This is a genomic window from Rhodanobacter thiooxydans (assembly GCF_021545845.1).
GTDB lineage: Bacteria > Pseudomonadota > Gammaproteobacteria > Xanthomonadales > Rhodanobacteraceae > Rhodanobacter.
This window is the reverse complement of the sequence record NZ_CP088923.1, coordinates 3,718,440-3,743,549: the sequence shown is the minus strand read 5'-3', so window position 1 is coordinate 3,743,549 and position 25,110 is coordinate 3,718,440. Positions and strand designations below refer to the sequence as shown.

Genomic DNA, 25,110 nt, shown 5'->3' with positions numbered 1-25,110 from the left:
GGGAGGCCGATCAGAAGTTGACGGACATCGTCAGCTGGGTGAACCGCGGCGACTGGAAGCCCAGCGGCTGGCGGAACGTGTCGCTGGTGGAGTTGGAGATGGACGTCTGCAGATCCTGGTCCACCGCGGTGGTGTGCTTCTGGTTGAGCAGGTTGTAGACGGCCAGCTTGACCCGGAACTCGCCGCCTTCGAACGGCAGGATGTAGCTGATGCCGGCGTTGAGCGTGAAGGTCCACGGCAGGCGGCCGTACTTGCCGCGCGGCGAGCGCTGGTAGACGCGGTTCTCGGATACCGGCGAGTCGCAGTTCTGCACGCAGATGAAGTAGCTGTGGTAGTTGGTGGCGTCGTAGGGGTTGCCTACGCCGAAGCCGGTGATCGGGCCGCCGGAGGCGGCGTTCACATCGGCGCCCAGCTGCCAGTGCGGGGTGAGCGCATAGGTGCCGCGCAGCTTGAACTGGTGGCGGCGGTCGTTCGGCAGGTAGCCGTTGCCGCCCAGGTTCACCCACGGATCGTCGAAGTTCTCGGTGCGGCCGGTGTCGTCGAAGTCGGTATCCGAGTTGACCGGGCCTTCCGCGTTGCCGCGGTTCCACGACATCGTGTACGAGGCGTTCATCGCCCATTTCTCGTCCCACGCGCGGTTCAACTGCAGCTCGACGGCGGCGTAGGTTCGCTTCGGCTTCACCCAGCCGCGCTGGCCGAGATAATTGCCGGAGGCGTCGTACATCGCCCAGCCTTGCTTGGAGGTATCGATGGTGACCCAGCCGTCGGCGGTGCCGGTGCAGTGGGTGTCGCCCCACACGGTGACGTTCTTGCCTGGGTTGGCCATCACCCAGCCGATGTAGCCGTTGCCGCCGCACTGCGGGGTGGCGGTGATCTCCATGTCGTCGATCGCGTTGTGCAGGCGCCGGTAGGTGGCGCTGACGCCCCACGACCACTGCGACGTGATCAGCTGCTGGAAGCCCAGGATCGCCTCGTCCTGGTAGACCGGGTCCATGTTCTTGTCGACCTCGGAACGCAGGTCGCCCACGGTGCCGTCGCCCTGCGAATTGTCGACCGCGCCGATTTGCGGCCCGAGCTTCGGGACAGCGTACTGCACGCCGTTGAGGGTCTTGTACTCCCAGCCGGCGAACGCGTAGTAGGTGCGCTCGTCGAGCAGGCCGCCGGCCTGCTTGATGTTGATCACGTTGGCCACCGGCAGGTAGTAGCGGCCGAGGTTGCCAAACAGCTTGGTGCTGCCGTCGCCCTTCATGTCCCAGGAGAAGCCCAGCCGTGGCGCGATCTGCCGGCTCATCTTGATGTAGCTGCGGCCGGCGGCGTCCTGGTTGTCGAAGCTGTCGTTGCGCACGCCGGCGTTGATCACCAGGTTGGGCGTGAGCTGCCAGTTGTCCTCGATGTAGTACGCGGCGTTCTTGGTGGTGAAGGTGCCGGCGATCTCATAGCGCCGCGCGCGCACGTAGGCGTCGTAGCCGGCCGGCACCACGCCGCCGTTGGAGATGGTGGAGCCGGCGCTGGCGGCGTACAGGTTGTAGTAGTACGCACCCGGTCCGGCGTAGTGGCGGCTGTAGTCGGAGGTGTCGTTCTCGTGGTCGTAGCCGAAGCGCACCAGGTGGTCGCCCAGCGTCCACTCGAAGTCGGCACGCGCCTGCTTGCGGGTGTCGTTGCGCTTGTACACGGAGGAACTGCTGGTGCAGCCCAGCCGCACGCCGGGGTCGTGCAGCCGCCTGAAGGCGTTGTTGGCCGCGACGTAGTTGCAGTCGATGTCCAGCTGCGAGTGGGTGAACGCCTCGCGCTCGTTGCGACCGGTCATCAGCTTCATCGACAGGTCGTTGGTGAGGTAGCTGGTCCAGGTCAATGCCCAGTTCTTGCCGCCGGTGTCGGTGAAGACCTGGTTGGTGCGGGTGCCGGTGGTGTTGGTGTCGTAGTCGTAGCCGTAGACGTCGCCGGTGTTCTTGTTCTTGTCGGAGAACGCCATCAGCTGCAGCACGTTGCTGCCGGTGATGTTCCAGTCGATGGTGGTGCCCCAGAAGCCGGTGTGCGAGTTGTTGGAAGTCAGCGTGGTGCCGGCGTTGTTGGTGTTGCGCGGGCTGCTGCCGCGCGCCTCGTACATGGCGAAGATGAACAGCTTGTCCTTGACGATCGGGCCGGAGGCCCAGACGTTGGTCTTCACCAGCGAGTCCTGGTCGCGGCTGGCGGTGAGGTAGCGCCGGCCGCTGGCGTCGTAGTGGTCATCGGCGCGCGAATGCCAGTTGCCCGGTTCCAGGGTGATCTCCATGCCGCCCTTGAATTCGTTGGAGCCCGAACGCACCACCGCGTTGACCACACCGCCGGTGGTGCGGCCGAACTCGACCGAGTAGCCGCCGGTCTTGACCTGGAACTGGTCGTAGAACGCGAACGGTGCCTCGGAGAAACCGTTGCGGTTGTAGAAGTCGGTGACGTTGAGGCCGTTGACGTAGAACGCGTTCTCGGCGATCGAGGAGCCGCCGAAGGAAATGCCGCCGAAGGCAGCGTTGCCCTTGACCACGCCGGGGGCCAGCAGGGCCACCGAGGTGACGTTCTGGTCGACCGGCAGGCGCGCCAGTTCGGCGCGCGAGACGATGGTGGCCGACTCGGTGGAGCTCACGTCGATCACCGGCAGCACCGAGCCGGTGACGTTGATGGTGGCCAGGCTGGTCGCGTTCGCCGCGCCCAGGTCCACCGTGGTGGTGGTGCCCAGCGCCACCGTGACGTTGCGCGTCGGCCCCACCGGCTGGCCGCTGCTGCTGGCGCTGATGGTGTACTGGCCCACCGGCAGGAACGGGAAGCGGTAGTTGCCGTCGTTGTCGGCGGTGATCGTGCGGGTCAGGCCGGTGGCCGGATTGGTCACGACCACGGTGGCGCCGGCCTGGGTGCGGCCGGCCACCGAACCGTCGTTGTTGGCTGCGTACACCTGCGGTCCGCCGAAGGCGGCCAGTGCCAGTCCGAGCGCCGTGCCGAGTACGGTCCTGCGCAATGTCCGGGTATTGTTCATGTCCCCATCTCCCCCATCGACGCCGTCGATGCCATGTTCATGAAAAGCTGCTGGTTGGTTAGTTGCTGCTGCGTCCCTGCGCCGCTGGCAGAACCTGCCAGTCGAAGTCGTAATCCAGTTGATCGAAATAAAGGTTGCCGCCGCGCCATTCGGCTTCGCCGCGCTGCGAGTCCACGTCGTCGGAACGGAAGTGCCGTTTGGACGGCTGGAAGCGGCGGCCGAAGTCGTCGTTGAAGGCGATGCGCCAGTTGTCGAGGCCGCCGAGGTAGAACCACTCCAGCGCCTGGTCGTCGCCGGGTTTCGGCTGCAGGCGGCCGGTGGTGACGTCCATCGGCACCCAGCCGTACGGCGGCAGGTATAGGTAGCCCCAGTCGTGGATGTTGCTGTAACGGCTGCCGTCGTCCGAATAGACCATGCCCGACTGCCAGCGCGCGGGGATGCCGTTGAGCCGCAGCAGGGTCATCAGCAGCAGGGTCTGCTGGCCGCAGTCGGCGTGGCCGGCGTGCAGCGCGTAGTCGCTGATGTTGGAGATCGTCGAGTACTCGCGCGCGCCGGCCCAGGGGATGCGGTCGACCGCGGCGAACAGCTTCTGTGCGATGCGGTACGGGTTCTTCTCGTCGCCGACGACCTTGCGCGAGAACGCGCGCATCGCGTCGGTGAACACGATGTGCGGCGCGCGCTCGGCCACGAACGGGGCCAGTTCCGGCGTGATTTTTTCCGCGGTGACCTTGGCCGGGTCGAGCGCGTGGTACTGCGCCAGCAGGGTCAGCTCGTAGGTGACCGAGAACACCGTCTTCTGCCCGGCCACGGCGGGCTTTTCCAGGTACACCGTGCGCTGCGGCGCCGACGCCGGCGCGATGTCGTGTTTCGCCGGCATGCTGGCCACGTAGCGGATGTCTTCCTGCTGGCCCGGCACCGCCTGCGGGTAGGGGATCCATGCGCGCACCGTCTCGCCGGCGGGCACCGCGTCGGCGTCGATGCTCAGCGTCTGCGTCATGCGCAGGCGCTGCGGCAGCACGCTGCTCTTGTGTTCGGCCAGCGCGGCCTGGTAGATCGCGCGCTGGTGGTCGTTCAGCACTTCCATCGGGCCGTCGCTGATCGGCGTCCGCACCGCTCGCCGCGCCACCGCTTCGGGGCTGAGCCGGAACAGGTTGCCGGGCGCGCGCTTGAAGTACAGCGTGCGGCCGTCAATCAGCTGATGTTCGAACAGGCCGGCCGCGTCCCATTTGGCGAACTCGGCATCGGTGAGGTCGGGGATCTGCTTGTGCACGCGCGCCTCGACATCGTCGGCGCTCAGCGTGAAGTCGAGCAGGATGCGGCGCATGCGTTCACGCTGGAAGGCGAGCGCGTCGCGCGTGCCGGCGGTCAGTCCGGGTTGTGCCAGTGCGTCGGCGATCGCCGCTTCGGCGGCCTTGAAGTGGCCGGCGTCGATCTGGGCGATGATGGGGGTGACGGCCTTGCCGTCTTTGTTGTTTTCGGCATGCGCGAACGGCACGACGAGCAGCAGGGCGAGCAGGGGCGCAGCGAGGCGCAGGCCGCGAGTGCGACGGCATATTCCCGGTGCGACAGGCAGCAACGTATCCATCGACAAACGTCCCCGCAACGAATCCCCTGAAACCGCTGTGTAACACGCTTGCAAATGCCGGTCAATAATTTATGCTTCTTTAATATGAAAGAAGAATCAACTATTCCTTGATGGCGGAAGCCGGCCAGCCTGCGAATACCCGCGAACGATCCACGAGGGGATGCAAGTGATCCATACGGTCTGGCCTTACCTGGCGCTGATGCTGCTGATCGCCGGGCTGTTTCCGGCGATCGAACGCCGCTTCGGCTGGAAGGTGTTTTCGGTGCTGCCGCCGATCGTGCTGACCTATCTGTTTGTCACCGCGCTGGCGGTGTCCGGGCTGTGGCAGGTCAACGCGGAGATCAAGGCGGCGCAGTCGATGCTGGTCTCCCACCTGGTGCCGGCGCTGCTGTTCCTGCTGATGATCAATTGCGACCTGCGCGCGATCTGGCGGCTCGGACCGCGCGTGCTCGGCGTGTTCGCCTGCACCTCGCTCAGCCTGTTCGTGGCCTTCATCGCCACCTACCTGCTCTACCGCCACTGGCTGCCCGGCGACGCCTGGCAGCCGCTGGCCGCGCTGTCCGGCAGCTGGGTTGGCGGCAGCGCGAACATGATCGCGGTGAAGCAGGCGATCGGCATGTCCGATACCTATCTGGCGATGTCGCTGCTGACCGATGCGCTCGGCTACTCGATGTGGGTGGTGGTGCTGTTCTCGGTGGCGCGACTGGCGCCGGCGTTCAACCGCTGGACCCGGGCGGTATCCAGCGGCGACATCCCGCTGGCGCCGGCGAAGACCAAGGCGCCGACCACCTACGACAGCGTGCTGCTGTGGCTGGGCATGGCGCTGGCGGCGGCGGCGCTGGCGGGCTGGCTGGCCGACTGGCTGCCGGCATCCGGCATGGTCAGCGCGACCACCTGGACCATCCTGCTGGCTACCGGCTTCGGTCTGGTGGCGGCGCACACGCCGCTGGCGGAGTTCCCCGGCGCCAGCACGATCTCCAGCGCGATGCTGATCAGCGTGGTAGCGGTGCTGGCCTCGCAGAGCAACTTCGAAGGCATCGCCGCGGCGCCGCTGTACCTGCTGTGTGGCGTCACCATCATCGCCATCCACGCGGTGCTGCTGGTCGGCTTCGCCAAACTGTTCCGCTTCGACCTGTACCTGTGCGGGATCTCCTCGCTGGCGCATATTGGCGGGGTGGCGGCCACGCCGATCCTGGCGGCGAGCTATTCGGCCGCACTGGTGCCGGTCGGCATCCTGCTGGCGCTGCTCGGTTACATCCTGGGTACCGGCTTCGGGCTGGTGGTGGCGATGGTGTTGTCGGCGCTGGCCGGCCCGTGACGCGGTTTCAACATAGGACCAAGACGATGCGAATTCCCCTGCTTGCCGCCACCGTACTCGCGCTCGCCTTCGCCGGCGCACCGCTGCAGGCGCGCGCGGCGAACGATGCGTTGACCGTGCCGCCGTCCGGCGTGCTAGGCGTCGGCGAGGCGCAGCTCACCCCCACGTTCTGGATCGGTCTGCAGGCCGAGCCCGACCGGGTGATCCTCGACCGCGCGGCGATCGAGGCGCAGAACGCGAAGCTGCTGCAGGTCGATCCGTCGATGCACGACCTGCGCGCGTTGCCGAAAACGCTGAGTCGCGAGCAGGTCGCCGGCTGGATCACGGCGTTGTCCGAGCGACCGGACCGTCCGCTGTTCGACGTCGACGGCCAGCCGGTGCCGGCCGCCACGCTGGACGCCATGGTCGGCAACCTCGCCCTCGGCGCGATCCCCGCACAGCAGCCGACACGCTACGGCCTGGTGGTGCGCCGCGCTGCGCTGCGCACGTTCCCCACCGCGCTGCGCGTATTCAGCGAGAAGGGCGACACCGACATCGACCGTTTCCAGGAGACCGCCGAATTCCCCGGCACGCCGGTGGCGATCGTGCACGCCAGCGCCGACGGCCGGTGGCTGTTCGTGGTCAGCCCCCGCTACGCCGCGTGGACCGGGAAGGAAAACGTGGCCGAAGGTAGTGCTGCGCAAGTGTTTGGCTACGCCGACAAGACGCCATACCGGGTGATCACCGGCGCCACCGAGCACACCGTGTTTACCCGCGAGCAGCCGGCGGTATCGCAGCTGCAACTGGACATGGGTGCGCGCATACCGCTGGTCACCGACCTGCCGCCGGACCAGCCGGTCAACGGCCAGACGCCGTATACCGCGCACGTGCTCGAGCTGCCGCTGCGCAAGGCTGACGGCACGCTGGCGTTCACCCCGGCGCTGCTGCAGAAGAACACCGATACCGCCGCCGACTACCTGCCGCTGACCCGCGCCAACATCATCCGCCAGGCGTTCAAGTTCCTCGGCGAGCGCTATGGCTGGGGCCACGCCTACGACGGCCGCGACTGCTCGGGCTTCGTCTCCGATGTGTACCGCAGCATGGGCGTCGAGATGCCGCGCAATACCAGCAGGCAGGCGATCAGCCCCGCGCTGGAGCACCGCGCGTTCACCACGAAGGACAGCCGCGAGGCGCGCATCGCGGCCGTGCAGGCGCTCGAGGTGGGCGACCTGGTCTACATCCCAGCTCACGTGATGATGGTGATCGGCCACCTGCACGGCCAGCCGTACGTGATCCACGACACCACCGGCATGAGCTACCGCAAGGCCGACGGCAGCAAGGCGCGGGTCAAGCTCAACGCGGTGTCGGTGACGCCGCTGCTGCCGCTGCTGTTCAACGACCAGCAGAGCTATGTCGAGCGCATGACCAGCATCGTGCGCATCCGCCCATGACGGAAACCCATCCCCTCTCTCGCGGCGTCATTCCCGCGCAAGCGGGAATCCACTTTGCCTTCCCGGTCCGGAGCAGGATGGATGCCCAGCTTCGCTGTTGAAAAAGCATCTACCGCTTGCGCGGGAATCACGTCGTGACATGTCATCGCACAGGATCAGAGCAAGCCAATCCATGAAGATCACAGACATCCAGTTCGGCATGCTGCGGGTGCCGCTGAAAACCCCGTTCAAGACGGCGCTGCGCACGGTCAACACGGTGGAGGACATCGTGGTGATGGTGCACACCGACTCGGGCCAGGTCGGCTACGGCGAGGCGCCGGCCACCGCGGTGATCACCGGCGACACCCACGGTTCGATCATCGACGCGATCCGCCACTACATCTCGCCGCGGCTGATCGGCCAGGACATCGCCAACCTCAATCACCTCACCCAGCTGATCCAGTCTTCGATGGAGAAGAACACCAGCGCCAAGGCGGCGGTGGAGATCGCGCTGTACGACCTGTGGGGCCAGCTCTACGGCGCGCCGCTGTACAAGCTGCTGGGCGGCGGCGACCCGGTGATCACCACCGACATCACCATCAGCGTCGACTACATCGACAAGATGGTGGCCGACTCGGTCTCCGCGGTGGAGCGCGGTTTCGAATCGTTGAAGATCAAGGTGGGCAAGGACATCGGCGTCGACATCGAGCGGGTCAAGGCGATCTATGCCGCGGTGGAAGGGCGTGCGCTGCTGCGGCTGGACGCGAACCAGGGCTGGACCGCGAAGCAGGCGGTGTACGCGCTGCAGACGCTGGAGGACGCCGGCATCAAGCTGGAGCTGATCGAGCAGCCAGTGAAGGCGCGCGACCTGGCCGGCATGCGCTACGTCACCGAGCGCGTGCACACCCCGGTGATGGCCGACGAGAGCGTGTTCGGCCCGATGGAGGTGATCGAACTGATCCGCCTGCGCGCGGCCGACATCATCAACATCAAGCTGATGAAGACCGGCGGCATCTCCAATGCGGTGCGCATCGCCGACATCGCCGGCATGCACGGCGTCGAGTGCATGATCGGCTGCATGCTGGAAACCTCGATCAGCGTGGCCGCGGCGGTGCACGTGGCGGTGGCGAAGTCGAACGTGATCACCAAGGTCGACCTGGACGGCCCCTCGCTGTGCCAGTTCAACCCGGTCGACGGTGGGGTAATCTTCAACGAGTCGGAGATCTCCGTGACGGACGCGCCCGGACTGGGCATCCGCGAGATCCGCGGATTGGAGAGGATCGAAGCCTGATGTCGCCGCTGGTCAAAATCCGTTCGGAACGCGACCAGATGTCGGCAGTGGAGCGGCGCATCGCCGACTTCATCCTGGAGAACGCGCAGCTGCTGCGCGACTACTCGTCGCAGCAGCTGGCCAATGCGCTGGGGATCAGCCAGTCCAGCGTGGTCAAATTCACCCAGAAGTTGGGCTTCAAGGGTTACCCGGACCTGAAGTACTCGGTCGGCGAGGCCATCGCCCGCGCCGACAACGGCGACACGCCGCAGGTCGCGGAGGCGAGCGGCGGCGAAGGCGGCGGCGCATCCGCCGGCCACCTGTGGCGGCGCAAGTCCGAAGCCGAGGAGGCGACCCGGCTGATCAACCCACCGGGAACCCTGCATGCCGTGGCCGACGCGATCGAGCAGGCCGGCCGCGCCGGCAAGGTGTTCATCATCGGGCTGGGCGAGGACGACATCCATGCGCGCGGCTTCGCGCTGAGGCTGTCGCTGCTGGGCATCCTCACCGTGCACAATTTCGACACCGCGCGGATGACCGCGAACGTCTCCGCCGCCGGTCCCGGCGACGTGCTGCTGGTGTTCTCCGAGCACGGCAACCACCCGGCGCTGTGCAAGATCGCCCGCTATTTCCGCGAGCGCCGCGGCCAGGTGATCACGGTGACCCGGCACACCGCCAACCCGCTGCGCGCGCTGGCCGACCTCAGCCTGGTGGTATCGGCGCACGATGAGCTGCCGTACATCCAGCCGCTGCTGTACCAGTCGGCGCTGCAGCACCTGCTCGACGGCGTGTTCGTGCAGTTGTGCGAAGGCCACGACGACCTCCACGCGCAGCTGCTGGCCAACCTTGACCGCATCCAGCTGATGCTGGAGCCGTGATTTGGCCGTTCAGGCGTTCCCGATGCCTCGGCGCCTGAGCCCCTCTCCCCCCGGGAGAGGGGTTGGGGAGAGGGTACGGCAAGGCCGCACGCTCCGCTCCGCCCGAACCCTCACCCCTGCCCCTCTCCCAAGGGGAGAGGGGTCCCACCGTGCGAGGTCGTCGCAAACCATGCGTATTTCCCTGCTGCTCGGCTTTGCCATCCTGTTTGCCGGCACCGCGCACGCCGGCGCCGCGAACGCGCCATGGCAGAACGCCCGCCAGATGATCGTGGTCACCACCGCCGACTGGAACGTCGATCACGGCGAGCTGCGCGCCTTCGAGCGTAGCGGTGACGCCTGGCAGGAGGTCGTCGCGCCCGCGCCGGTGACCGTCGGCAAGAACGGCGCCGGCTGGGGCCTGGGCCTGAGTGCGCCGCAAACCGGTGGCCCAGTGAAACGTGAGGGTGACAAGCGCAGCCCGGCCGGCGTGTTCCGCATCGGCGAGGCGTTCGGCTACGCCGCCCACGCGGCCACCGCGCTGCCGTACCGTGCGCTCACCGCCACCGACTGGTGCATGGATGTCAGTGGCGCGGCGCAGTACAACCGCATCGTCGATGCGGACGTGGTCGGCCTGGAGGCGGTGAACAGTTCCAGCGAACCGATGCGGCGCGACCTGCACGCGAACGGCGACCAGCGCTACCGGCTCGGCTTCGTGATCGAGCACAACGCGCAGGCGGCGCCGCAGGGCGGCAGCTGCATTTTCGCGCACCTGTGGAAGTCGCCGGCCGACGCCACCGCCGGCTGCACCGCGATGGCGCCCGCGCTGATGCAGAGACTGCTGGCCTGGCTGAAGCCGCAGGATCATCCGGTGTTCGTGCTGCTGCCGCAGGGTGAGTACGAACGCCTGCGCGCATCGTGGCAACTGCCGGCGCTGGCGGAGGCTGCGCGGTGAGTGCCACTACCCGGGTGCTGATCGGGCTGGCCGCCGGCGCGGTGATCGGTTTACTGCTGGCCGGCTGGAACGAAACCGTGGCGCTGCAGGTGGCGAACGTGGCGCAGCCGATCGGCAAGCTGTGGCTGAACGCGCTGCAGATGACGGTGGTGCCGCTGGTGCTGGCGCTGGTGGTGGTGGGCGTCAACACCGCCACCGACGCGGCCGCCTCGGGCCGCATCGCGCGCCGCGCGATCGTGGTGTTCATCGTGGTGCTGAGCGGCGGCGCGCTGTTCGCGGCGCTGGCCGCGCCGCTGGTATTCTCGCTGTTCCCGCACAATCCGGCGCTGATCACAGCGCTCGACCATGCCAGCGTGCCGGCGGCCGTGCAGGCGGCGCCGAACTGGATCGACACGCTGGTGGCGATCGTGCCGAACAACGCGATCATGGCCGCGGCGCAGAGCGCGATGCTGCCGCTGGTGGTGTTCGCGCTGTTCCTCGGTTTCGCGCTGACCCGGATCGAAGCAAAGCGGCGCGCGCTGCTGATGGAGTTCTTCCAGGCGGTCGCCGACGCGATGATCGTGATCGTGCGCTGGGTGCTGTGGATCGCGCCGCTGGGCGTGTTCGCGCTGATTCTTTCGGTCTGCGCCCGCTCGGGCCTGGGCATGCTCAGCGCGCTCGGCGTGTACGTGCTGGTGGAGTGCCTGCTGTATCTGTCGGTCACCGCGATGATGCTGCCGCTGGCGGTGGCGTTCGGCGGCGAGAAGCTGCGCCGTTTCGCGCTGGCGCTGGTGCCGGCGCAGGTGGTGGCGATCAGCACGCAGTCCTCGCTGGCCTCGCTGCCGGCGATGCTGGAAAGCGCCGACCGCCGGCTCGGCTACCCGCAGCAGGTGGCTGCGCTGGTGCTGCCGATGGCGGTGAGCCTGTTCCGCCTGACCAGCCCGGTGCAGTACGTCACCTCGGCGGTGTTCATCGCCTGGGCCTACGGCATCGACCTCGGCACCGCGCAGCTGTTGGCCGGTGCGCTGCTGGCGGTGGTGATCAGCCTGGGTTCGGTCGGCCTGCCGGGCCAGGTCACCTTCATCGCCACCAATCTGCCGGTGGCGCAGGCGATGGGCCTGCCGCTGTCCCCGCTGGGCCTAATGCTGGCCGTCGACACCATCCCCGACGCGCTGGCCACGCTGGGCAACGTCACCGGTGACATGACCGCCACCAGCGTGGTGGCGCGGCAGTCGCGGGGCGACCTCGGCCGGGCGCTTCCGTGAATTGACGCGGTGGCGGTGGCGCGGGCCGGCGACCCGGCGCGGTCACGCGCGGTGCGCGCAGTGCGGTTATCATGATGCACTGCGCCAATGCGACCGAAGCGACTCCCGCCATGCTGCTGATGATCGACAACTACGACAGTTTCACCTACAACCTCGTGCAGTACCTGGGCGAGTTGGGGCAGACGGTCAAGGTGGTGCGCAACGATGCGCTCACCGTGGCCGGCATCCGCGCGCTGAAGCCCTCGCACATCATGATCTCGCCGGGGCCGGGCACGCCGGACGATGCGGGCGTGTCGCTGGACGTGCTGCGCGAGCTGGTCGGCGAGATTCCGGTGTTCGGCGTGTGCCTGGGCCACCAGGCGATCGGCCAGGTGTTCGGCGGCAAGGTGGTCCGCGCCAAGCGGATCATGCACGGCAAGACCTCGCCGGTGATCCATCGCGGGCAGGGCGTGTTCGCCGGCCTGCCGAATCCGTTCGAGGCCACGCGCTACCACTCGCTGGTGGTGGAGCAGGGCTCGCTGCCGGATTGCCTGGAAGTCACCGCGTGGACGGAAAACCCGGACGGCTCGATCGACGAGATCATGGGCCTGCGCCACAAGACACTCGCGGTCGAGGGCGTGCAGTTCCACCCCGAATCGATCCTGACCCAGCACGGCCACGACCTGCTGCGCAATTTCCTGGGCCAGCCGCTGAGGGTGGCAGCATGAACGGTCACGCCCGCGAGATCACCATCACGCCGCAGGAGGCGTTGCAGCGCACGATCGAGCACCGCGAGATCTTCCACGACGAGATGATCGCGCTGATGCGCCAGATCATGGGCGGCGAGGTGAGCCCGCTGATGACTGCGGCGATCATCACCGGCCTGCGCGTGAAGAAGGAAACGGTGGGCGAGATCACCGGCGCCGCGCGGGTGATGCGCGAGCTATCGGCGAAGGTGGACGTGCCGGCGCACCAGCACTTCGTCGACATCGTCGGCACCGGCGGCGACGGCGCCTCCAGCTTCAACATCTCCACCACGGCGATGTTCGTGGCGGCGGCGGCCGGTGCGCGCATCGCCAAGCACGGCGGGCGCAGCGTGTCGTCGAAGTCCGGCAGCGCTGACGTGCTGGAAGCGCTGGGCGCGGCGATCGAGCTGCCGCCGGCGCAGGTCGCGCAGTGCATGGCCGAGACCGGCATCGGCTTCATGTTCGCGCCGAACCACCACCCGGCGATGAAGGTGGTGGCGCCGGTGCGCAGGGAAATGGGCGTACGCACGCTGTTCAACATCCTCGGCCCGCTGACCAACCCGGCCGGTGCGCCGAACATCCTGATGGGCGTGTTCCATCCCGACCTGGTCGGCATCCAGGTGCGCGTGCTGCAGCAGCTTGGTGCACGCCATGCGCTGGTGGTGTGGGGCCGCGACGGTCTGGACGAGATCTCGCTGGGCGCCGCGACGCTGGTCGGCGAGTTGCGCGACGGCGTGGTGCGCGAGTATGAGGTGGAGCCGGAGGATTTCGGCCTGGCGATGGCATCCAGCCGCAACCTGCGGGTGGAGAATGCGGACGAGTCGAAGGGCATGCTGCTGGACGTGCTGCAGGGTCGTCATGGCGTGCAGCACGACATCGTCTGCCTGAACGCCGGCGCGGCGCTGTACACCGCCGATGTGGCCGCTTCGATCGGCGAAGGCATCGAGCTGGCTCGCGCCACGATTGCCAGCGGCGCGGCGCATGCGAAAATGCAGGTCTTCGTGGCAGCCACCCGGCGGCTTGCCCCTTCGCGGTAGCTGCACGCGGCGCCGGTATCCTTGTTGCGCACTGGACGCGCCCCACACCACCAGTGAGATGCCATGACTGACATCCTCAATCGCATTCTTGCGCGCAAGACGGAAGAGGTGGCCGAGCGCCGGACCCGGCTGCCGGAAACCGAGCTGGTCGCGCGCATCGCCGAGCTGCCCGGCACCCGCGGTTTCGCCGCGGCGATCGAGGCCAAGATTGACGCCGGCCTGCCGGCGGTGATCGCCGAGGTGAAGAAGGCCAGCCCGAGCAAGGGGCTGATCCGCACCGACTTCGACCCGGCCGCGATCGCCAGGAGCTACGCGGCGGCCGGCGCTGCCTGCCTGTCGGTGCTGACCGACAGCGATTTCTTCCAGGGCAGCGAGGCGTTCCTGCAGCAGGCGCGCGAGGCGTGCTCGCTGCCGGTGCTGCGCAAGGATTTCATCATCGACGCCTACCAGGTGTACGAGGCCCGCGCGATCGGCGCCGATTGCGTGCTGCTGATCGTCTCGGCGCTGGATGACGACGTGCTGCTGCAACTGTCGCTGCTGGCGGCGGAGCTCGACCTGGACGTGCTGTGCGAGGTGCACGACGAGGAGGAGCTGGAGCGCGCGCAGGCGCTGCCGGTGCCGTTGATCGGCGTGAACAACCGCAACCTGCGCAGCTTCGAGACCTCGCTGGAGACCTCGCTGGCCCTGCAGGGGCTGATCGAGTACGACCGCGTGCTGGTGGCCGAGTCCGGCATCCACACGCAAGAAGACGTGGCGCGCCTGCGCGAGGGCGGCATCCAGGCGTTCCTGGTCGGCGAGGCGTTCATGCGCGCCGAGGACCCGGGCAGCGAGCTCAAGCGGCTGTTCGCCCTGCCGTGACCGTGATGACCGAGGGGGAAAGGGTGGCCGCGTCGCCACGCGTGGTGCTGTTCGATTTCGACGGTGTGCTGATCCGCGGCGATACGTTCCGCCAGTTCGTGCGCGAGCGCTACCGGCGGTCGCCGTGGCGCTGCGCGCTGGCCCTGCTGTGTTCGCCGCTGTTGCTGGCGCAGCGCCCGTTCTCGCGGCGCCTGCCGCTGTACACGCTGGTGCGCATCGCCCTGCTGGGGCTGGGCGAGCAGCGCTACCGGGCGGCGGCGGACGCGTTCGCCGCGATGCTGGCGCGGCGGCCGAAGCAGTTCTGCCGCGATGGCCTGCAGGCGTTGCGTCGACACCAGCTGGCGGGGGACCGCGTGCTGGTGGTGACCGGTTGCGAGCACACTCTGGCCAGCGGGATCCTGCAGCAGCTCGGCCTGACCGGGCTGGAGGTGCTGGCCTCGCAGCTGCGGCCGGGTTGGCTGGGCATGCGCTTGCTGCGGCACAACGTGGGCCGCCGCAAGGTGCAGTCGCTGACCGAGTACGGCGTCGGCGGCTGGCAAGTCGCCTACGGCGATTCGATGCACGACGCGGCGATGCTGGCGCTGGCCGCCGAGGCGGTGCTGGTCAACGGCACGCCCAAGCTGTGCAAGAAGATCGAGAAGGCGCTGGGCCGCGCGGTCACCCGCGTCGAATGGTTCTAGCCGCTACAGCAGCGTCTGCGCCAGCTGGCCCAGGCTGATCAGCACGATCAGGCTGCCCACCGCGGCCATCACGGCCTGTTCGGGCAGGTGGCGCACCAGCCAGGCGGCGAACGGCGCGGCGACCACGCCGCCGGTAAGCAGGCCCAGCACGATCGGCCAGTGGCCGACGCCGACGTGCCAGACCAGGGTGGCGGAGACGCAGATCGTCACCACGAACTCGGCGGCGTTGACCGAACCGATCGTGCTGCGCACGCCGCCGCCGCGTGCGATCAGCGTGCTGGTGGCCAGCGGGCCCCAGCCGCCGCCGCCGATCGCGTCGAGCAGGCCGGCGAAGAAACCGAGCACGCCGCTGTGCTGGACCTGGTGGCGGGTCAGCCGCCGGCCGAACGCGCGCAGCAGCACCATCGTGCCCAAGATCAGCAGGTAGGCGTTGACCCAGGGCCGGATCGCCTCGCCCGGCACGCTGGCCAGGAAGGTCGCGCCGAGGATGCCGCCGATCGCGCCGGGAATGGCCAGCTGCCAGAACAGCCGCCAACGCACGTTGCCGAACCAGGCGTGCGATGCGCCGGAGACGCCGGTGGTGAATACCTCGGCGGTGTGCACGGTGGCGCTGGCCACCGCCGGTGGCAGGCCCAGCGCCAGTAGGATCGAGTTGGAAACCAGCCCGTAGGCCATGCCCAGCGCGCCATCGACCAGCTGGGCGAGCAGGCCGACACCGGCGAAGACGAAGAATTGCCCGTAGTCCAAGCGTTGTCTCGCAGCCGGTGGCGGAACGCCATCCTTGACCAGTCTCCGTAAAAAACCGGTTCAGACGGCGGATGGTCGAGCCTGCGTGGAATCAGCGCGTGCCGCGCACCACGATGGTCTTGCCGGAGACGTCGATCATGCGCTGTTCCTCCAGCTGCTTGAGCACGCGGCCGACCATCTCGCGCGAGCAACCGACGATGCGGCTCACTTCCTGGCGCGAGATGCGGATCTGGGTACCGTCCGGGTGGGTCATCGAGTCCGGCTCCTGGCACAGGTCCAGCAGGGTGCGCGAGATGCGGTTGGTGACGTCCATGAAGGCCATCCGGCTGACCTGGCGCGAGGTGCGCAGCAGGCGGTTGGTCAGCTGCGAGCCGATGGCGAACAGGATCTTCGGGCATTCCTCGCGCAGCGGGCCTTCCATCAGCTGGAACAGGCGCTCGTAGCTGACCTCGGCCATCTCGCACGGCGCGCGCGTGCGCACCATCGACTCGCGCTGCGCCTGCTCCACGAACAGGCCCATCTCGCCGATGAACTGGCCGCGGCTGATGTAGGCGAGGATCAGCTCGCGCCCCTGCTCGTCCTCGGTGCACACCGCCAGCGAGCCGTCGATCACGTAATACAAGGTGTTGGCCGGGTCGCCAGGGCGGATGATCGCGGTCTTGCCCGGGTAGCGCCGGCGGTGGCACAGCGCCAGGAAGCGCTCCATCGCGGCGGGGTCCGGGGCAAAGCCGAGCGGCGCCTGCGAACGTTCGAAGGCCTGTTGGAGCTGATACTTGAGTTGCGCCACGATCATCTCCTAACGGTGGTTGTCATTGAACAGCGGCAACCATTGCCACACGCCGTGCGTGTTCATGAACCATCCTTGCAAGCCAGCATTATGGCAAACCTGAGCGCTTGTCGCTGGTTCAATTTCTGTTCTTTTTGCCTCATACTTCGCGGTCTTCCGGATGCGGCGAGGCCGTCGCATGCGGTTCACAAGGGTCGTGCAGGCTGCGCGCCTGTACTTCACACCATATCGCGGGGACCCTTGTCGCTAACCCGCCTCTGCTGCTGGCCGAGTGTTCGGCCATGGAGAGCCGCCTGTGGTCAAGCCACTCCCCCGTCTGCGCCTGCAGGGTTTCAACAACCTGACCAAGGCGTTGAGCTTCAACATCTACGATATCTGCTACGCGGTGTCCGAGGACCAGCGCCAGCGCTACATCGAGTACATCGATGAGCAGTACGACGCCGACCGCCTGACCCAGATCCTCACCGACGTGGCCGAGATCATCGGCGCGAACATCCTCAACGTGGCCCGCCAGGACTACGACCCGCAGGGCGCCTCGGTGACCATCCTGATCTCCGAGGAGCCGGTGGTGGAGAAGCTCGGCCGCGACTCGATCGCGGGCGCGGTGGTGGCGCACATGGACAAGAGCCACATCACCGTCCACACCTACCCGGAAACGCATCCGCACAACGGCATCGCCACCTTCCGCGCCGACATCGACGTGGCCACCTGCGGCGTGATCTCGCCGCTGAAGGCGCTGAACTACCTGATCGACAGCTTCGAGTCGGACATCGTCATCGCCGACTACCGCGTGCGCGGCTTCACCCGCGACGTGAAGGGCAAGAAGCACTTCATCGACCACAAGATCAACTCGGTGCAGGACTACCTGGCCAAGCACATCCGCCAGAAGTACGAGATGTTCGACGTCAACGTGTACCAGGAGAACATGTTCCACACGAAGATGCACATCAAGGACTTCGACCTCGACACCTACCTGTTCGAGGCGCACGCCGACGACCTCTCGTTCAAGGACCGCCAGCGCATCGAGCAGCTACTGCGCCGCGAGATCGAGGAACTGTTCCACGGCCGCAACCTGATGTGACGAAAAACCCGCCGGAAGGCGGGTTTTTTTTGGAGTTTTCTGTCGGGATCCGGGTCGGAAACCGTGCCATGCGGCACCTGCTGTTCAGGCTCCGCCGAACAGCTGCTCGGCGCGCTGGAACAGCACCCAGCTCGTCGCGATGACCTTGTCGCCGCCCTGCGGGCGGTTGCCGCGGTGGGTGTGGGTGAACGAAGCCGGCGCCAGCAGCAGCGTGCCGGTGCGCGGAACGATCTTCCGCTGCTGATGGAGGAACTCGGTTTCCCCCTCGGTGAAACCGTCGTTGAGGTAGATCGTCCACAGCAGGTGCCGGTGCAGGGTGTCCGCGCGCCGGTCGCGCGGGTACAGCTCGCAATGCCAGTAGGGATAGCCGCCGCGCCCCGCGCTGTAACGCTGCAGGTTGATGGCGCCCGGCCGGAAGACCATTTCCGCCAGGGCCGACAGCGCGCCGTCGTCCATCGCGCGCAGGCGCTCGGGCGTCAGCCGGTGGCGCGTGCCGCCTGGGCCCGGGACCTCAAGCATCAGCGGTGCGACCAGTGCGTGCGGATAGCGGCGCAGGTACGCCAGCAGGCCGCGGAACACCGTCTGGTTGAGCAACGCTTCCGCGTCGTGCCAGTCGGCTTGTTCGCTGAGGGCCAGATCCTGGCTGTCCTTCAGTTCGGGCAGCACGCCGCTGCCGACCCGGCCCGGGCGGGTTTTTCCGCTGGCGGCAAAGCGCTCCACCAGCATCGCGCACTGCGCTGCAGTCAGCGCATCGCGGTACGTCTCGATAAAGTCAGCCGGGCCATCGGCGGCATCAGGGGCAGTGGGCATGCGGGGCACCGTTGGCATGCAGCGCTCGGAAAGAGCGGGAGGAGTGCAGGCACCCATCATGGCATGCTGCGGGTCGGTCTTGAATACGCCGTAGCGCGGCGCGCCGCGGATAGCTAGTCGAGCAAGCCGCGGCGCAGCGCATATCGCACCAGCTCGGCGGTATTGCGCACGGCGATCTTGGTCAGTACGCGGGTGCGGTGGTTTTCCGCCGTCTTGGTGCTGATCGACAGGCGGCGCGCGATCTCCTTGGTGGTCAGGCCCTCGGCAATCAGGCCGAACACTTCGCGTTCGCGCGCGGTGAGGAGTTCGTAGCGATCGTCCGGCAGGCGCTCGGGATGCTGCAACTGCTCCGCCAGCGCGCGCGAGGCGTGCGGCCCGAAATGCGCGCGCCCGGCGTGGACGTTGCGTACCGCGGCGAGCAATTCGGCCGCCGCGCTGTCCTTGACCAGGTAGCCGCTGGCGCCGACGCGAACGGCCTGCAGCACGTACTGGTCTTCCTGGTGCATGGTCAGCACCAGCACGCGCGTGTCCGGCAATTCCTGGGTCAGGCGCCGCACCAGCTCGATGCCGCTCAGGCGCGGCATCGACAGGTCGGTGATGACGATGTCCGGACGGGTGGCCAGTGCCTTGCCGACGGCCTCGACGCCGTCGGCTGCCTGCGCGATGACCTCGATGTCGCCGTCGCCCTGCAGGATGCCGACGAGGCTCTCGCGGACCAGGTTGTGATCGTCCACGAGCAGGACACGGATGGGCTTGGGCGGCATGCGGATACCGTGCCCGCCATCCCGGGTTGCGTCAAGCACAGGCCCGGCGGGCCCGGGTCAGCGATTGTCCAGCGGCACGACCGCGCGCAGACGGGTGCCGTGGCCGGAAGCGGAACGCAGCTCGAACTGGCCGTTGAACAATTGCAGGCGTTCACGGATGCCGCCCAGGCCGGTGCCGCCGGCAGCCTGTGCCTGCACCGGGTCGAAGCCGCAGCCGTCGTCGACGATCTGCAGCTGCATGCGGCCGCTGCGCTCGACCAGGTGCACCAGTACGCTGCGCGCGCCGGCATGCTTGACCACGTTGTTGAGCGCTTCCTGGGCGATGCGGAACAGCAGCGTCTGCAACTCTTCGTCAAGGGCGGGTATCGGTTCGATTTCCACGGTGATCGCCATGCCGGCCGCTTCGCCGAGGCTGCGCGCCAGCCAGCGCAGTGCCGGTTCAAGGCCGAGGTCGTCGAGGATCGGCGGGCGCAGCAGCCGCGAGAGCTGGCGGGTGTCATCGAGGGTGTCGGCGCACAATGCGATCGCCTCGTCGAGGCTGGCGCGCAGCGTCCCGAATTGCACCGGCAGCGCGTCGCCGATCTGTGCGAGCCGGTGCTTGAGCGCCGTCAGGTTCTGGCCGATGCCGTCGTGCAGGTCGCGCGCGAGGCGACGCCGCTCGTCCTCCTGCACGTGCAGCACCGAGCGGCCGAGGCGACGGAATTCGCGCTCGCTCGCTTCGAGCCGCTGCAGCAGGTGCTGGTAGCGCAAGTGGGCTTCGGCGGGAGGAGGCGGGGTGTCGTGGGTCATGGCATAGGGGCATCCGCTTCCGTGCGGCGGGCCGGCGCACTTCCTGCATCGTGCAATCGGTCGGGCAATGTGGCCTGGAAGGCGGCCCGCGCCGCCGCCGCGGCTTGCTCGGCAGCCGTCGCCCCGGCGCCGTCGCCGGCCAGCCGCTGGGCGCTGGCGCCCAAGGTGTGGATCTGTGGCGCTCCCAGCACCTCGCTGCCGCGCATCAGGTTGACCGCCTCGCGGTAGGCGCGTACTGCCGCCGTCGCATCGAGCGCGGCGAGCGCGCGTTGCATCGCCAGGGTCAGCCAGTCCAGCCGCAGCTCGGCATTGCCGAGCATGGCGGTCGCAGCATCCAGGCCGGTATCGGCGCGCGGGTCGAGGTGCGCGCGCAGCAGCGCTACCCGCAGTTGAAGTTCGCGTACCCCCGACGCCTCGGCCAATGGCTGCGCGTCGTCCAGGGCTGCAGCCGCGCTTCTCGGGTCGCCCGCATGCACGGCCAGCTGCGCACGCACGATCTCGACCCCCGCACGCTGTTCGCGCGAGGTGCCGGGGCCGGTACCTTCGAGCGCCTTGAGTTCGCCCCGTGCCATGGCCTCGGCGCCCGCGGCGAGCAAGGCCTGCACGCGCAACAGGCGGGTGTCGGCTTCGCCGCGCCGATCGCCGCGCTGGCTGAACAGGGCGATGGCCTTGTCGGCCTGGGCGAGCGAGCCGGCCACGTCGCCCTGCATCAACGCGAGCTTGGCCAGATTGCGCCGGCTCACGGCCGCCTCTTCGGGCATCTGCTGCTTTTCGGCTTCAGCCAGCGCGCCTTCCTGCAGCTTGCGCGCCTCTGGCCAGCGGCCGCGCGCCGCCGCCAGCAGCCCCAGGTTCTGCCCGGTGCGGATGCGGCCGGTGTCGCCGAGGCCGGCCTCGCTTTCCGCGGTACGTTGCCAGTAGCTCTGCGCGTCGTCGTAGCGGCCGAGCTGGAAGTTGGCGAAGCCGATGTCGTTGAGTGCCTGGGCCAGTCCATGCGCATCGCCGACCTGCTGCCAGCCCTGCAACGCACGACGGTAGGCGTCGAGTGCTGCATGGTAGTCGCCGCGTTCCTCGGCAAGCACGCCCAGTTCGTTGTCCACGGCAGCCAACCCTTCGCGGTCGTCGAGCTCGACCGTCAGCGCGCGGGCCTGCGCGAGTGCGCTGCCGGCTTCGTCGAAGGCTCCGCGCAGGCTCAGCACGTTGGCCAGATTGCGCAGGCTGGTGGCCACGCCGCGACGGTTGCCGACGTCGCGCTGCAGCGCCGCCGCCTTGCGGTATTGCTCCTCGGCATTGGCGGTCTGGCCGAGGCGGCCATAGCCGATGCCGAGCGCGTTGGTCGTTTCCGCTACCCCGTAGAGGTTGCGGCCACGCTTGTACAGCACCAGCGCGCGCACCAGGTAATCGTCGACGGCGCGTCTCGCCTCACCCTGCAGGATCGAGAACTTGCCCAGCTCGAACCAGGCGCGCGGATCGTCGCTGTCGCGGGCAGTAAGTTGCGACAGCCTGGCAATGGCGGCGCGAAAATCGCCGCCGCCGCCCTGGGCTCGCGCCAGTTGCAGATCGGCCAGGGTGTCGTCGGGCGTTTCGGCCAGTTGCGCACGCCATTGCGTGATCGCAGCCGGAACGTCGCCGTCGGACAGCGCGCGTTCTGCGGCGAACACGCGCTGCAGCCGGGCAGGCCCGGCGTTGGCCGCGCGCTGCCCGTGTTCGATCGCCTCCAGCGCCACATCGCGCTCGCCGATCGCCTGCGCCAGGCGGAGCTGGGTGCGCCACAGCTCGGGGTCGTCGCGTTCATGCCGGGTGAGGGCGCGCAAATCCGTCAGTGCGGCGGGGATGTCGTTTTTCTCACGCGCCTGCAGAACCGCGCCGAAGGTATCCAGCGTCGCTATGGCGGTGGGTAGTTTCAGCTCCGATGCGGGCGCAGGTGCGCCGAGCGCCTTGGCCAGGGCCGGCTCGGTGAGCCAGGCGTGCAGGGCGCCAACCGTATCCGCGGCCAGCGGACCGTCCACGGTTTGCGGTACGCCGTCGTCCCCGCGCAGCTCGGCGTGCACGTACCAGTGACCGTCGCGCTGGCGCAGATCCGGGGACAGGGTGCGGTCGGCCACGGCAAGGCGGCGCAGCGTGGCGGGGTCGGGGGCGCTGCCGGCGGCGTCCAGCTGGCGCAGCGCCTGGAGGGTCCGGTCGGCATCGACGCTGGCGACGCCGGGCAGTGCGAACAGGGTTGCGCGAAGGTAGGCGTCCAGCGCGGTCACGCGCGGCGCCGGCAGCGCCGCGCCGCGCAACGGCAACACCAGCACCCGGTGGAGCGGCGGCGCGGCGGCGATGCCGGCCGCCTTGTCGTGCGGCATCCACCACAGCGTGCCGGCGACACCGATCGTGGTCAGCAAGGCCGCCGTGGCGAGCCAGGCGCGACGATGCGCGCGCAGGTCGGGCGGCATCGCGCGGCGGTCGATGGCCTCGATCACGGCGGCCGCATCCGGCAATCGGTGCGCCGGGCGCGGTCGCAGCAGCTGTTCGATCAGCCGGGCGACCCAGGTCGGCACGTCGGGGCGTTCGCGGGTGACCGGCGACGGGGTACGGACCAGTCGCTGGGCGATCGCCTCGGCGGCGGTGGCGCCCTGGAACGCAGGCGTGCCCGTCAGCATCTCGCGCAGGATCAGGCCCAGCGCATACAGGTCGCTGCGCGTGTCCACCGGATCACCACGGGCCTGTTCCGGGGAGAGATAGTCGGGAGTGCCGATCACCGCGCCCGTACCGGCCAGGGTAAGGCCGCTGCTGGCGAGCGAACGGGCCACGCCGAAGTCGCTGATGTACGCGTTGCCCTCGCGATCGATGAGCACGTTGGCCGGTTTCAGATCGCGATGCACCACCTGCCGGGCATGCGCAGCCTGCAGGCCGAGAGCGATCTGCCGCGTGATCCGCAGCGCGTCCTCCAGCGGCAGCGCGCCACGGTCGATGCGCCGGTCCAGCCCTTCGCCGTCGACGTAGTCCATGCTGATCAGCCAGTGGCCATCGTGCTGGGCGAGGTCGTGGATGCGCACCACCTGCGGGCTGGAAACCTGGCGCGCGAGCAACAGCTCCTGGCGGAATCGTTCGAACGCATCCGGCCGCGCCGCCAACTCGGGCCGCAACAGCTTGAGCGCGACCGGCACGTCCAGCGCGGTGTCATGGGCGCGGTAGACCACGCCCATGCCGCCCACCCCGAGCAGCGCCTCGATGCGAAAACGCCCGGCAAGCATGGTGCCGGGCGCCAGGTTCATGTGCGCATAGATGCCAGTGGCGGTCGGCTCGCTCGTCATGTCTCCAGCATTCTCTCGCCGAGGATGCTGTTCCAGTCGAGCGGCGTGGGCGGGACCATGGCCAGGTCCTCGCGCGCGCGATGCGCGATGAGCCACAGCGCGGTGCGCTCGGCAAATGCCTCCAGCAGTTCCAGGTCGAGCGTGGTCAGCGGTGGCCCTGCTTCGCGGCGGTCGGCGTAGATCGCGCCCAGCACCCGGTCGCCGTCCAGCAGCGGCAGGCAGACCAGCGTACGCAAGCCGCCCTGCACGACCGAAGCGCAGGCGCCGGGCCACGCATCGCCGCCGATGTCGTTGAAGACGACCGCGCGGCGTTGCTCGATGGCACGGGTGACTGCGCTGAGGCTGCCGGCGAATTCGCGACCGATCATCTGCGACGGTTCCAGCGCGAGCGCGGCGAGGACGCGGTGGCGGCCGTGCGTGTCGACCAGCAGGAAGCCCCGGCTGCAGCCGGCGAGTTCGGCCACCGCACGCAGGCTGGCGTCGGGCAGCGACTGGCCGGAGGCGGCATCATCGGTGCTGTCGTTGCGGGCGATCGCGTCCAGGTGGGCGGTGCATGCGGTAGCCGTGAGGCGGCGTTCGCTGCGACGTTTGGCGTCCGCTTCCGCCGCGGCGCCGTCGAGCAGCGCGAACTCGCAGTGGACGTCGCCGAAGCGCAGCCAGCAGGACGTGTCGATCACCGCGGAGTCGATCCGGGCGCCTTCGACGAAGCTGCCGTTCTTGCTGTGCAGGTCGGCCAGCTGCCAGCGTCCGTCGCTGGCGAAAAGTTCGGCGTGCATGCGCGATATCGATGGGTGTTCCAGCCGCAGACCGCTGTCGTCGGCACGACCGATCCGCAACCGGTCACCCGGGCCGAGGGGGCGGGTGAGGGCGGCGTGATCTGGGACGAATGCGGTCAGCCGTGCCTGCATGCGGCGATATTAGCGCACGGCATTCGCGTGCACAGGCGACCGCACAAGGCCCGGCGAAGCCCATGCGCCGTCCAGACCCACGTTCGCGCTGGCGAACCCTTCAGCGACCGAAATCGCGCTGGTAGCCGATACTGAAGGCCAGCGTGGAGGTGGCGGCCAGCAGTTCGCCGGCCTGGTTGTCGGTATCCCGGGTGGCCCGCCATTGCGAGGGAATCGCCGTGCCGGCCCGGCTCGCCACGCGTGCGCGCAGCTGATCGAGCGAGTTCAGGGCGTCGCCGAACTGCCCCTGGTTGACGGCGCTCTGCGCCGCGTCCGCGCTCATCTGCAGCGGTCCGCGTTCGGACAGCGGCAGCGCCGCGATCAGCGACTGCAGCCGGTCGAACTTGTCGGCCACCACCTCGCTGCTGGGGCGAGCATCGGTCAGCACCAGGAACTGCGAGAAACCTCCGGTGGTGCCGCGTGCGCGCACGCTGCCGGGCGCAATCTCATCGGTGATGTCGCGGAAACTTCCGTTCAGCGGTGCCTTGAACAGGCGCAGCTGGCTTCCGGCCGCGTAGGTGAGCGCATGGGTATGCACCTCGACGCGCACGGTGCGCTGAAAGCTGAGCCCACCCAGTGCCGGCGGCTCGATCGTGACCATCAGCGGAAACGAGGGATCGAGCCGGTTCAGGCCCGCATTGGGCAGCCGCGCCAGCAGCGCCGGACTGGACAGGTCCACCAGTTGCGCACTCACGCCGAGACTGTCGGGACTCAAGCCCAGGCTGTCGTCGAAAGTCAGGATCACTTCGGCCAGCGTCTGCTGGGTCGGCAGGTCGACCCGCGCCGTCGCTACGTTGCCGGCGACCGCGACGGTGACCGGCAGGTTCTGCACCAAGGCCAGCGGGGCGCACAGGCAAAGGGCCAAGCCAAACACCAGCTTGGCTGCAAGGGCGGATTTCGGCATGGCGGGCCTCCTGAATGCGGCGCCGGTGACGGCAGGCGCTCGA

General features: G+C 68.4%; 21 protein-coding genes. 11 read left to right on the top strand and 10 right to left on the bottom strand.

Annotation, left to right across the window (positions count from 1 at the left end):
• Nucleotides 1-10 precede the first annotated feature (10 nt).
• Nucleotides 11-3,007 (bottom strand): TonB-dependent receptor, encoded by a 2,997-nt coding sequence (locus LRK53_RS17035; protein ID WP_027492275.1) that lies wholly within the window; start codon nucleotides 3,005-3,007, stop codon nucleotides 11-13.
• Nucleotides 3,008-3,065: 58 nt separating this feature from the next.
• Nucleotides 3,066-4,592, bottom strand: coding sequence for a transglutaminase-like domain-containing protein (locus LRK53_RS17030; protein WP_027492274.1), 1,527 nt, complete (start codon nucleotides 4,590-4,592; stop codon nucleotides 3,066-3,068).
• A gap of 160 nt (nucleotides 4,593-4,752) precedes the next feature.
• Here LRK53_RS17030 and LRK53_RS17025 point away from each other — a divergent pair, with 160 nt between their 5' ends.
• From LRK53_RS17025 to LRK53_RS16980, 10 genes are all read left to right on the top strand, one after another.
• The gene (locus tag LRK53_RS17025) at nucleotides 4,753-5,910 is read left to right on the top strand and encodes a DUF819 family protein (protein ID WP_037089344.1); all 1,158 of its coding nucleotides are present in this window, start codon (nucleotides 4,753-4,755) and stop codon (nucleotides 5,908-5,910) included.
• Nucleotides 5,911-5,936: 26 nt separating this feature from the next.
• Entirely contained in the window at nucleotides 5,937-7,340 is a 1,404-nt protein-coding gene (locus LRK53_RS17020; RefSeq protein ID WP_027492272.1) for a C40 family peptidase, read from the top strand.
• A 172-nt stretch (nucleotides 7,341-7,512) separates the two neighbouring features.
• Nucleotides 7,513-8,610 (top strand): dipeptide epimerase, encoded by a 1,098-nt coding sequence (locus tag LRK53_RS17015; RefSeq protein ID WP_027492271.1) that lies wholly within the window; start codon nucleotides 7,513-7,515, stop codon nucleotides 8,608-8,610.
• Nucleotides 8,610-9,467 carry a MurR/RpiR family transcriptional regulator gene (locus LRK53_RS17010; RefSeq protein ID WP_027492270.1) on the top strand — a complete coding sequence of 286 codons (858 nt, stop codon included), beginning with the start codon at nucleotides 8,610-8,612 and terminating at the stop codon, nucleotides 9,465-9,467. The genes LRK53_RS17015 and LRK53_RS17010 overlap by 1 nt, the downstream gene beginning before the upstream one ends.
• 169 nt (nucleotides 9,468-9,636) lie before the next feature.
• Nucleotides 9,637-10,398 carry a L,D-transpeptidase family protein gene (locus LRK53_RS17005; RefSeq protein ID WP_027492269.1) on the top strand — a complete coding sequence of 254 codons (762 nt, stop codon included), beginning with the start codon at nucleotides 9,637-9,639 and terminating at the stop codon, nucleotides 10,396-10,398.
• A complete protein-coding gene (locus tag LRK53_RS17000; protein ID WP_027492268.1) occupies nucleotides 10,395-11,642 on the top strand; it encodes a dicarboxylate/amino acid:cation symporter in 1,248 nt (415 codons plus the stop codon). The genes LRK53_RS17005 and LRK53_RS17000 overlap by 4 nt, the downstream gene beginning before the upstream one ends.
• Nucleotides 11,643-11,752: 110 nt before the next feature.
• Complete coding sequence (locus LRK53_RS16995) at nucleotides 11,753-12,349, top strand: anthranilate synthase component II (RefSeq protein WP_027492267.1); 597 nt, start codon at nucleotides 11,753-11,755, stop codon at nucleotides 12,347-12,349.
• A complete protein-coding gene (gene trpD / locus LRK53_RS16990) occupies nucleotides 12,346-13,404 on the top strand; it encodes an anthranilate phosphoribosyltransferase (protein WP_081666591.1) in 1,059 nt (352 codons plus the stop codon). The genes LRK53_RS16995 and trpD overlap by 4 nt, the downstream gene beginning before the upstream one ends.
• 63 nt (nucleotides 13,405-13,467) lie before the next feature.
• Entirely contained in the window at nucleotides 13,468-14,262 is a 795-nt protein-coding gene (gene trpC, locus LRK53_RS16985) for an indole-3-glycerol phosphate synthase TrpC (protein WP_027492265.1), read from the top strand.
• Nucleotides 14,263-14,267: 5 nt separating this feature from the next.
• Nucleotides 14,268-14,942 carry an HAD family hydrolase gene (locus LRK53_RS16980; protein ID WP_027492264.1) on the top strand — a complete coding sequence of 225 codons (675 nt, stop codon included), beginning with the start codon at nucleotides 14,268-14,270 and terminating at the stop codon, nucleotides 14,940-14,942.
• Nucleotides 14,943-14,945: 3 nt separating this feature from the next.
• Here LRK53_RS16980 and LRK53_RS16975 read toward each other — a convergent pair whose 3' ends face one another.
• Nucleotides 14,946-15,689: a sulfite exporter TauE/SafE family protein gene (locus tag LRK53_RS16975; protein ID WP_027492263.1), complete on the bottom strand. Its 744-nt coding sequence runs from the start codon at nucleotides 15,687-15,689 to the stop codon at nucleotides 14,946-14,948.
• A gap of 91 nt (nucleotides 15,690-15,780) precedes the next feature.
• Nucleotides 15,781-16,482 carry a cAMP-activated global transcriptional regulator CRP gene (crp, locus tag LRK53_RS16970; protein WP_008435116.1) on the bottom strand — a complete coding sequence of 234 codons (702 nt, stop codon included), beginning with the start codon at nucleotides 16,480-16,482 and terminating at the stop codon, nucleotides 15,781-15,783.
• A gap of 289 nt (nucleotides 16,483-16,771) precedes the next feature.
• Here crp and speD point away from each other — a divergent pair, with 289 nt between their 5' ends.
• A complete protein-coding gene (gene speD / locus LRK53_RS16965; protein ID WP_008435114.1) occupies nucleotides 16,772-17,557 on the top strand; it encodes an adenosylmethionine decarboxylase in 786 nt (261 codons plus the stop codon).
• Between the two features lie 84 nt (nucleotides 17,558-17,641).
• On the opposite strand, the gene LRK53_RS16960 is transcribed toward speD, so the two are convergent.
• The 6 genes from LRK53_RS16960 to LRK53_RS16935 form a co-directional block, all read right to left on the bottom strand.
• Nucleotides 17,642-18,367 carry a 2OG-Fe(II) oxygenase gene (locus tag LRK53_RS16960; protein ID WP_027492262.1) on the bottom strand — a complete coding sequence of 242 codons (726 nt, stop codon included), beginning with the start codon at nucleotides 18,365-18,367 and terminating at the stop codon, nucleotides 17,642-17,644.
• 113 nt (nucleotides 18,368-18,480) lie between these two features.
• Nucleotides 18,481-19,131 (bottom strand): response regulator, encoded by a 651-nt coding sequence (locus LRK53_RS16955; RefSeq protein WP_027492261.1) that lies wholly within the window; start codon nucleotides 19,129-19,131, stop codon nucleotides 18,481-18,483.
• Between the two features lie 57 nt (nucleotides 19,132-19,188).
• Nucleotides 19,189-19,920: a sensor histidine kinase gene (locus tag LRK53_RS16950; RefSeq protein WP_027492260.1), complete on the bottom strand. Its 732-nt coding sequence runs from the start codon at nucleotides 19,918-19,920 to the stop codon at nucleotides 19,189-19,191.
• The gene (locus LRK53_RS16945) at nucleotides 19,917-23,216 is read right to left on the bottom strand and encodes a serine/threonine-protein kinase (protein WP_027492259.1); all 3,300 of its coding nucleotides are present in this window, start codon (nucleotides 23,214-23,216) and stop codon (nucleotides 19,917-19,919) included. Before LRK53_RS16945 ends, LRK53_RS16950 begins: the two co-directional genes overlap by 4 nt.
• Nucleotides 23,213-24,124, bottom strand: a complete 912-nt coding sequence (locus tag LRK53_RS16940) for an FHA domain-containing protein (RefSeq protein ID WP_081666590.1) — start codon at nucleotides 24,122-24,124, stop codon at nucleotides 23,213-23,215. The genes LRK53_RS16945 and LRK53_RS16940 overlap by 4 nt, the downstream gene beginning before the upstream one ends.
• 100 nt (nucleotides 24,125-24,224) lie before the next feature.
• Nucleotides 24,225-25,067 (bottom strand): DUF6689 family protein, encoded by an 843-nt coding sequence (locus tag LRK53_RS16935; protein WP_027492257.1) that lies wholly within the window; start codon nucleotides 25,065-25,067, stop codon nucleotides 24,225-24,227.
• Nucleotides 25,068-25,110: the final 43 nt, after the last annotated feature.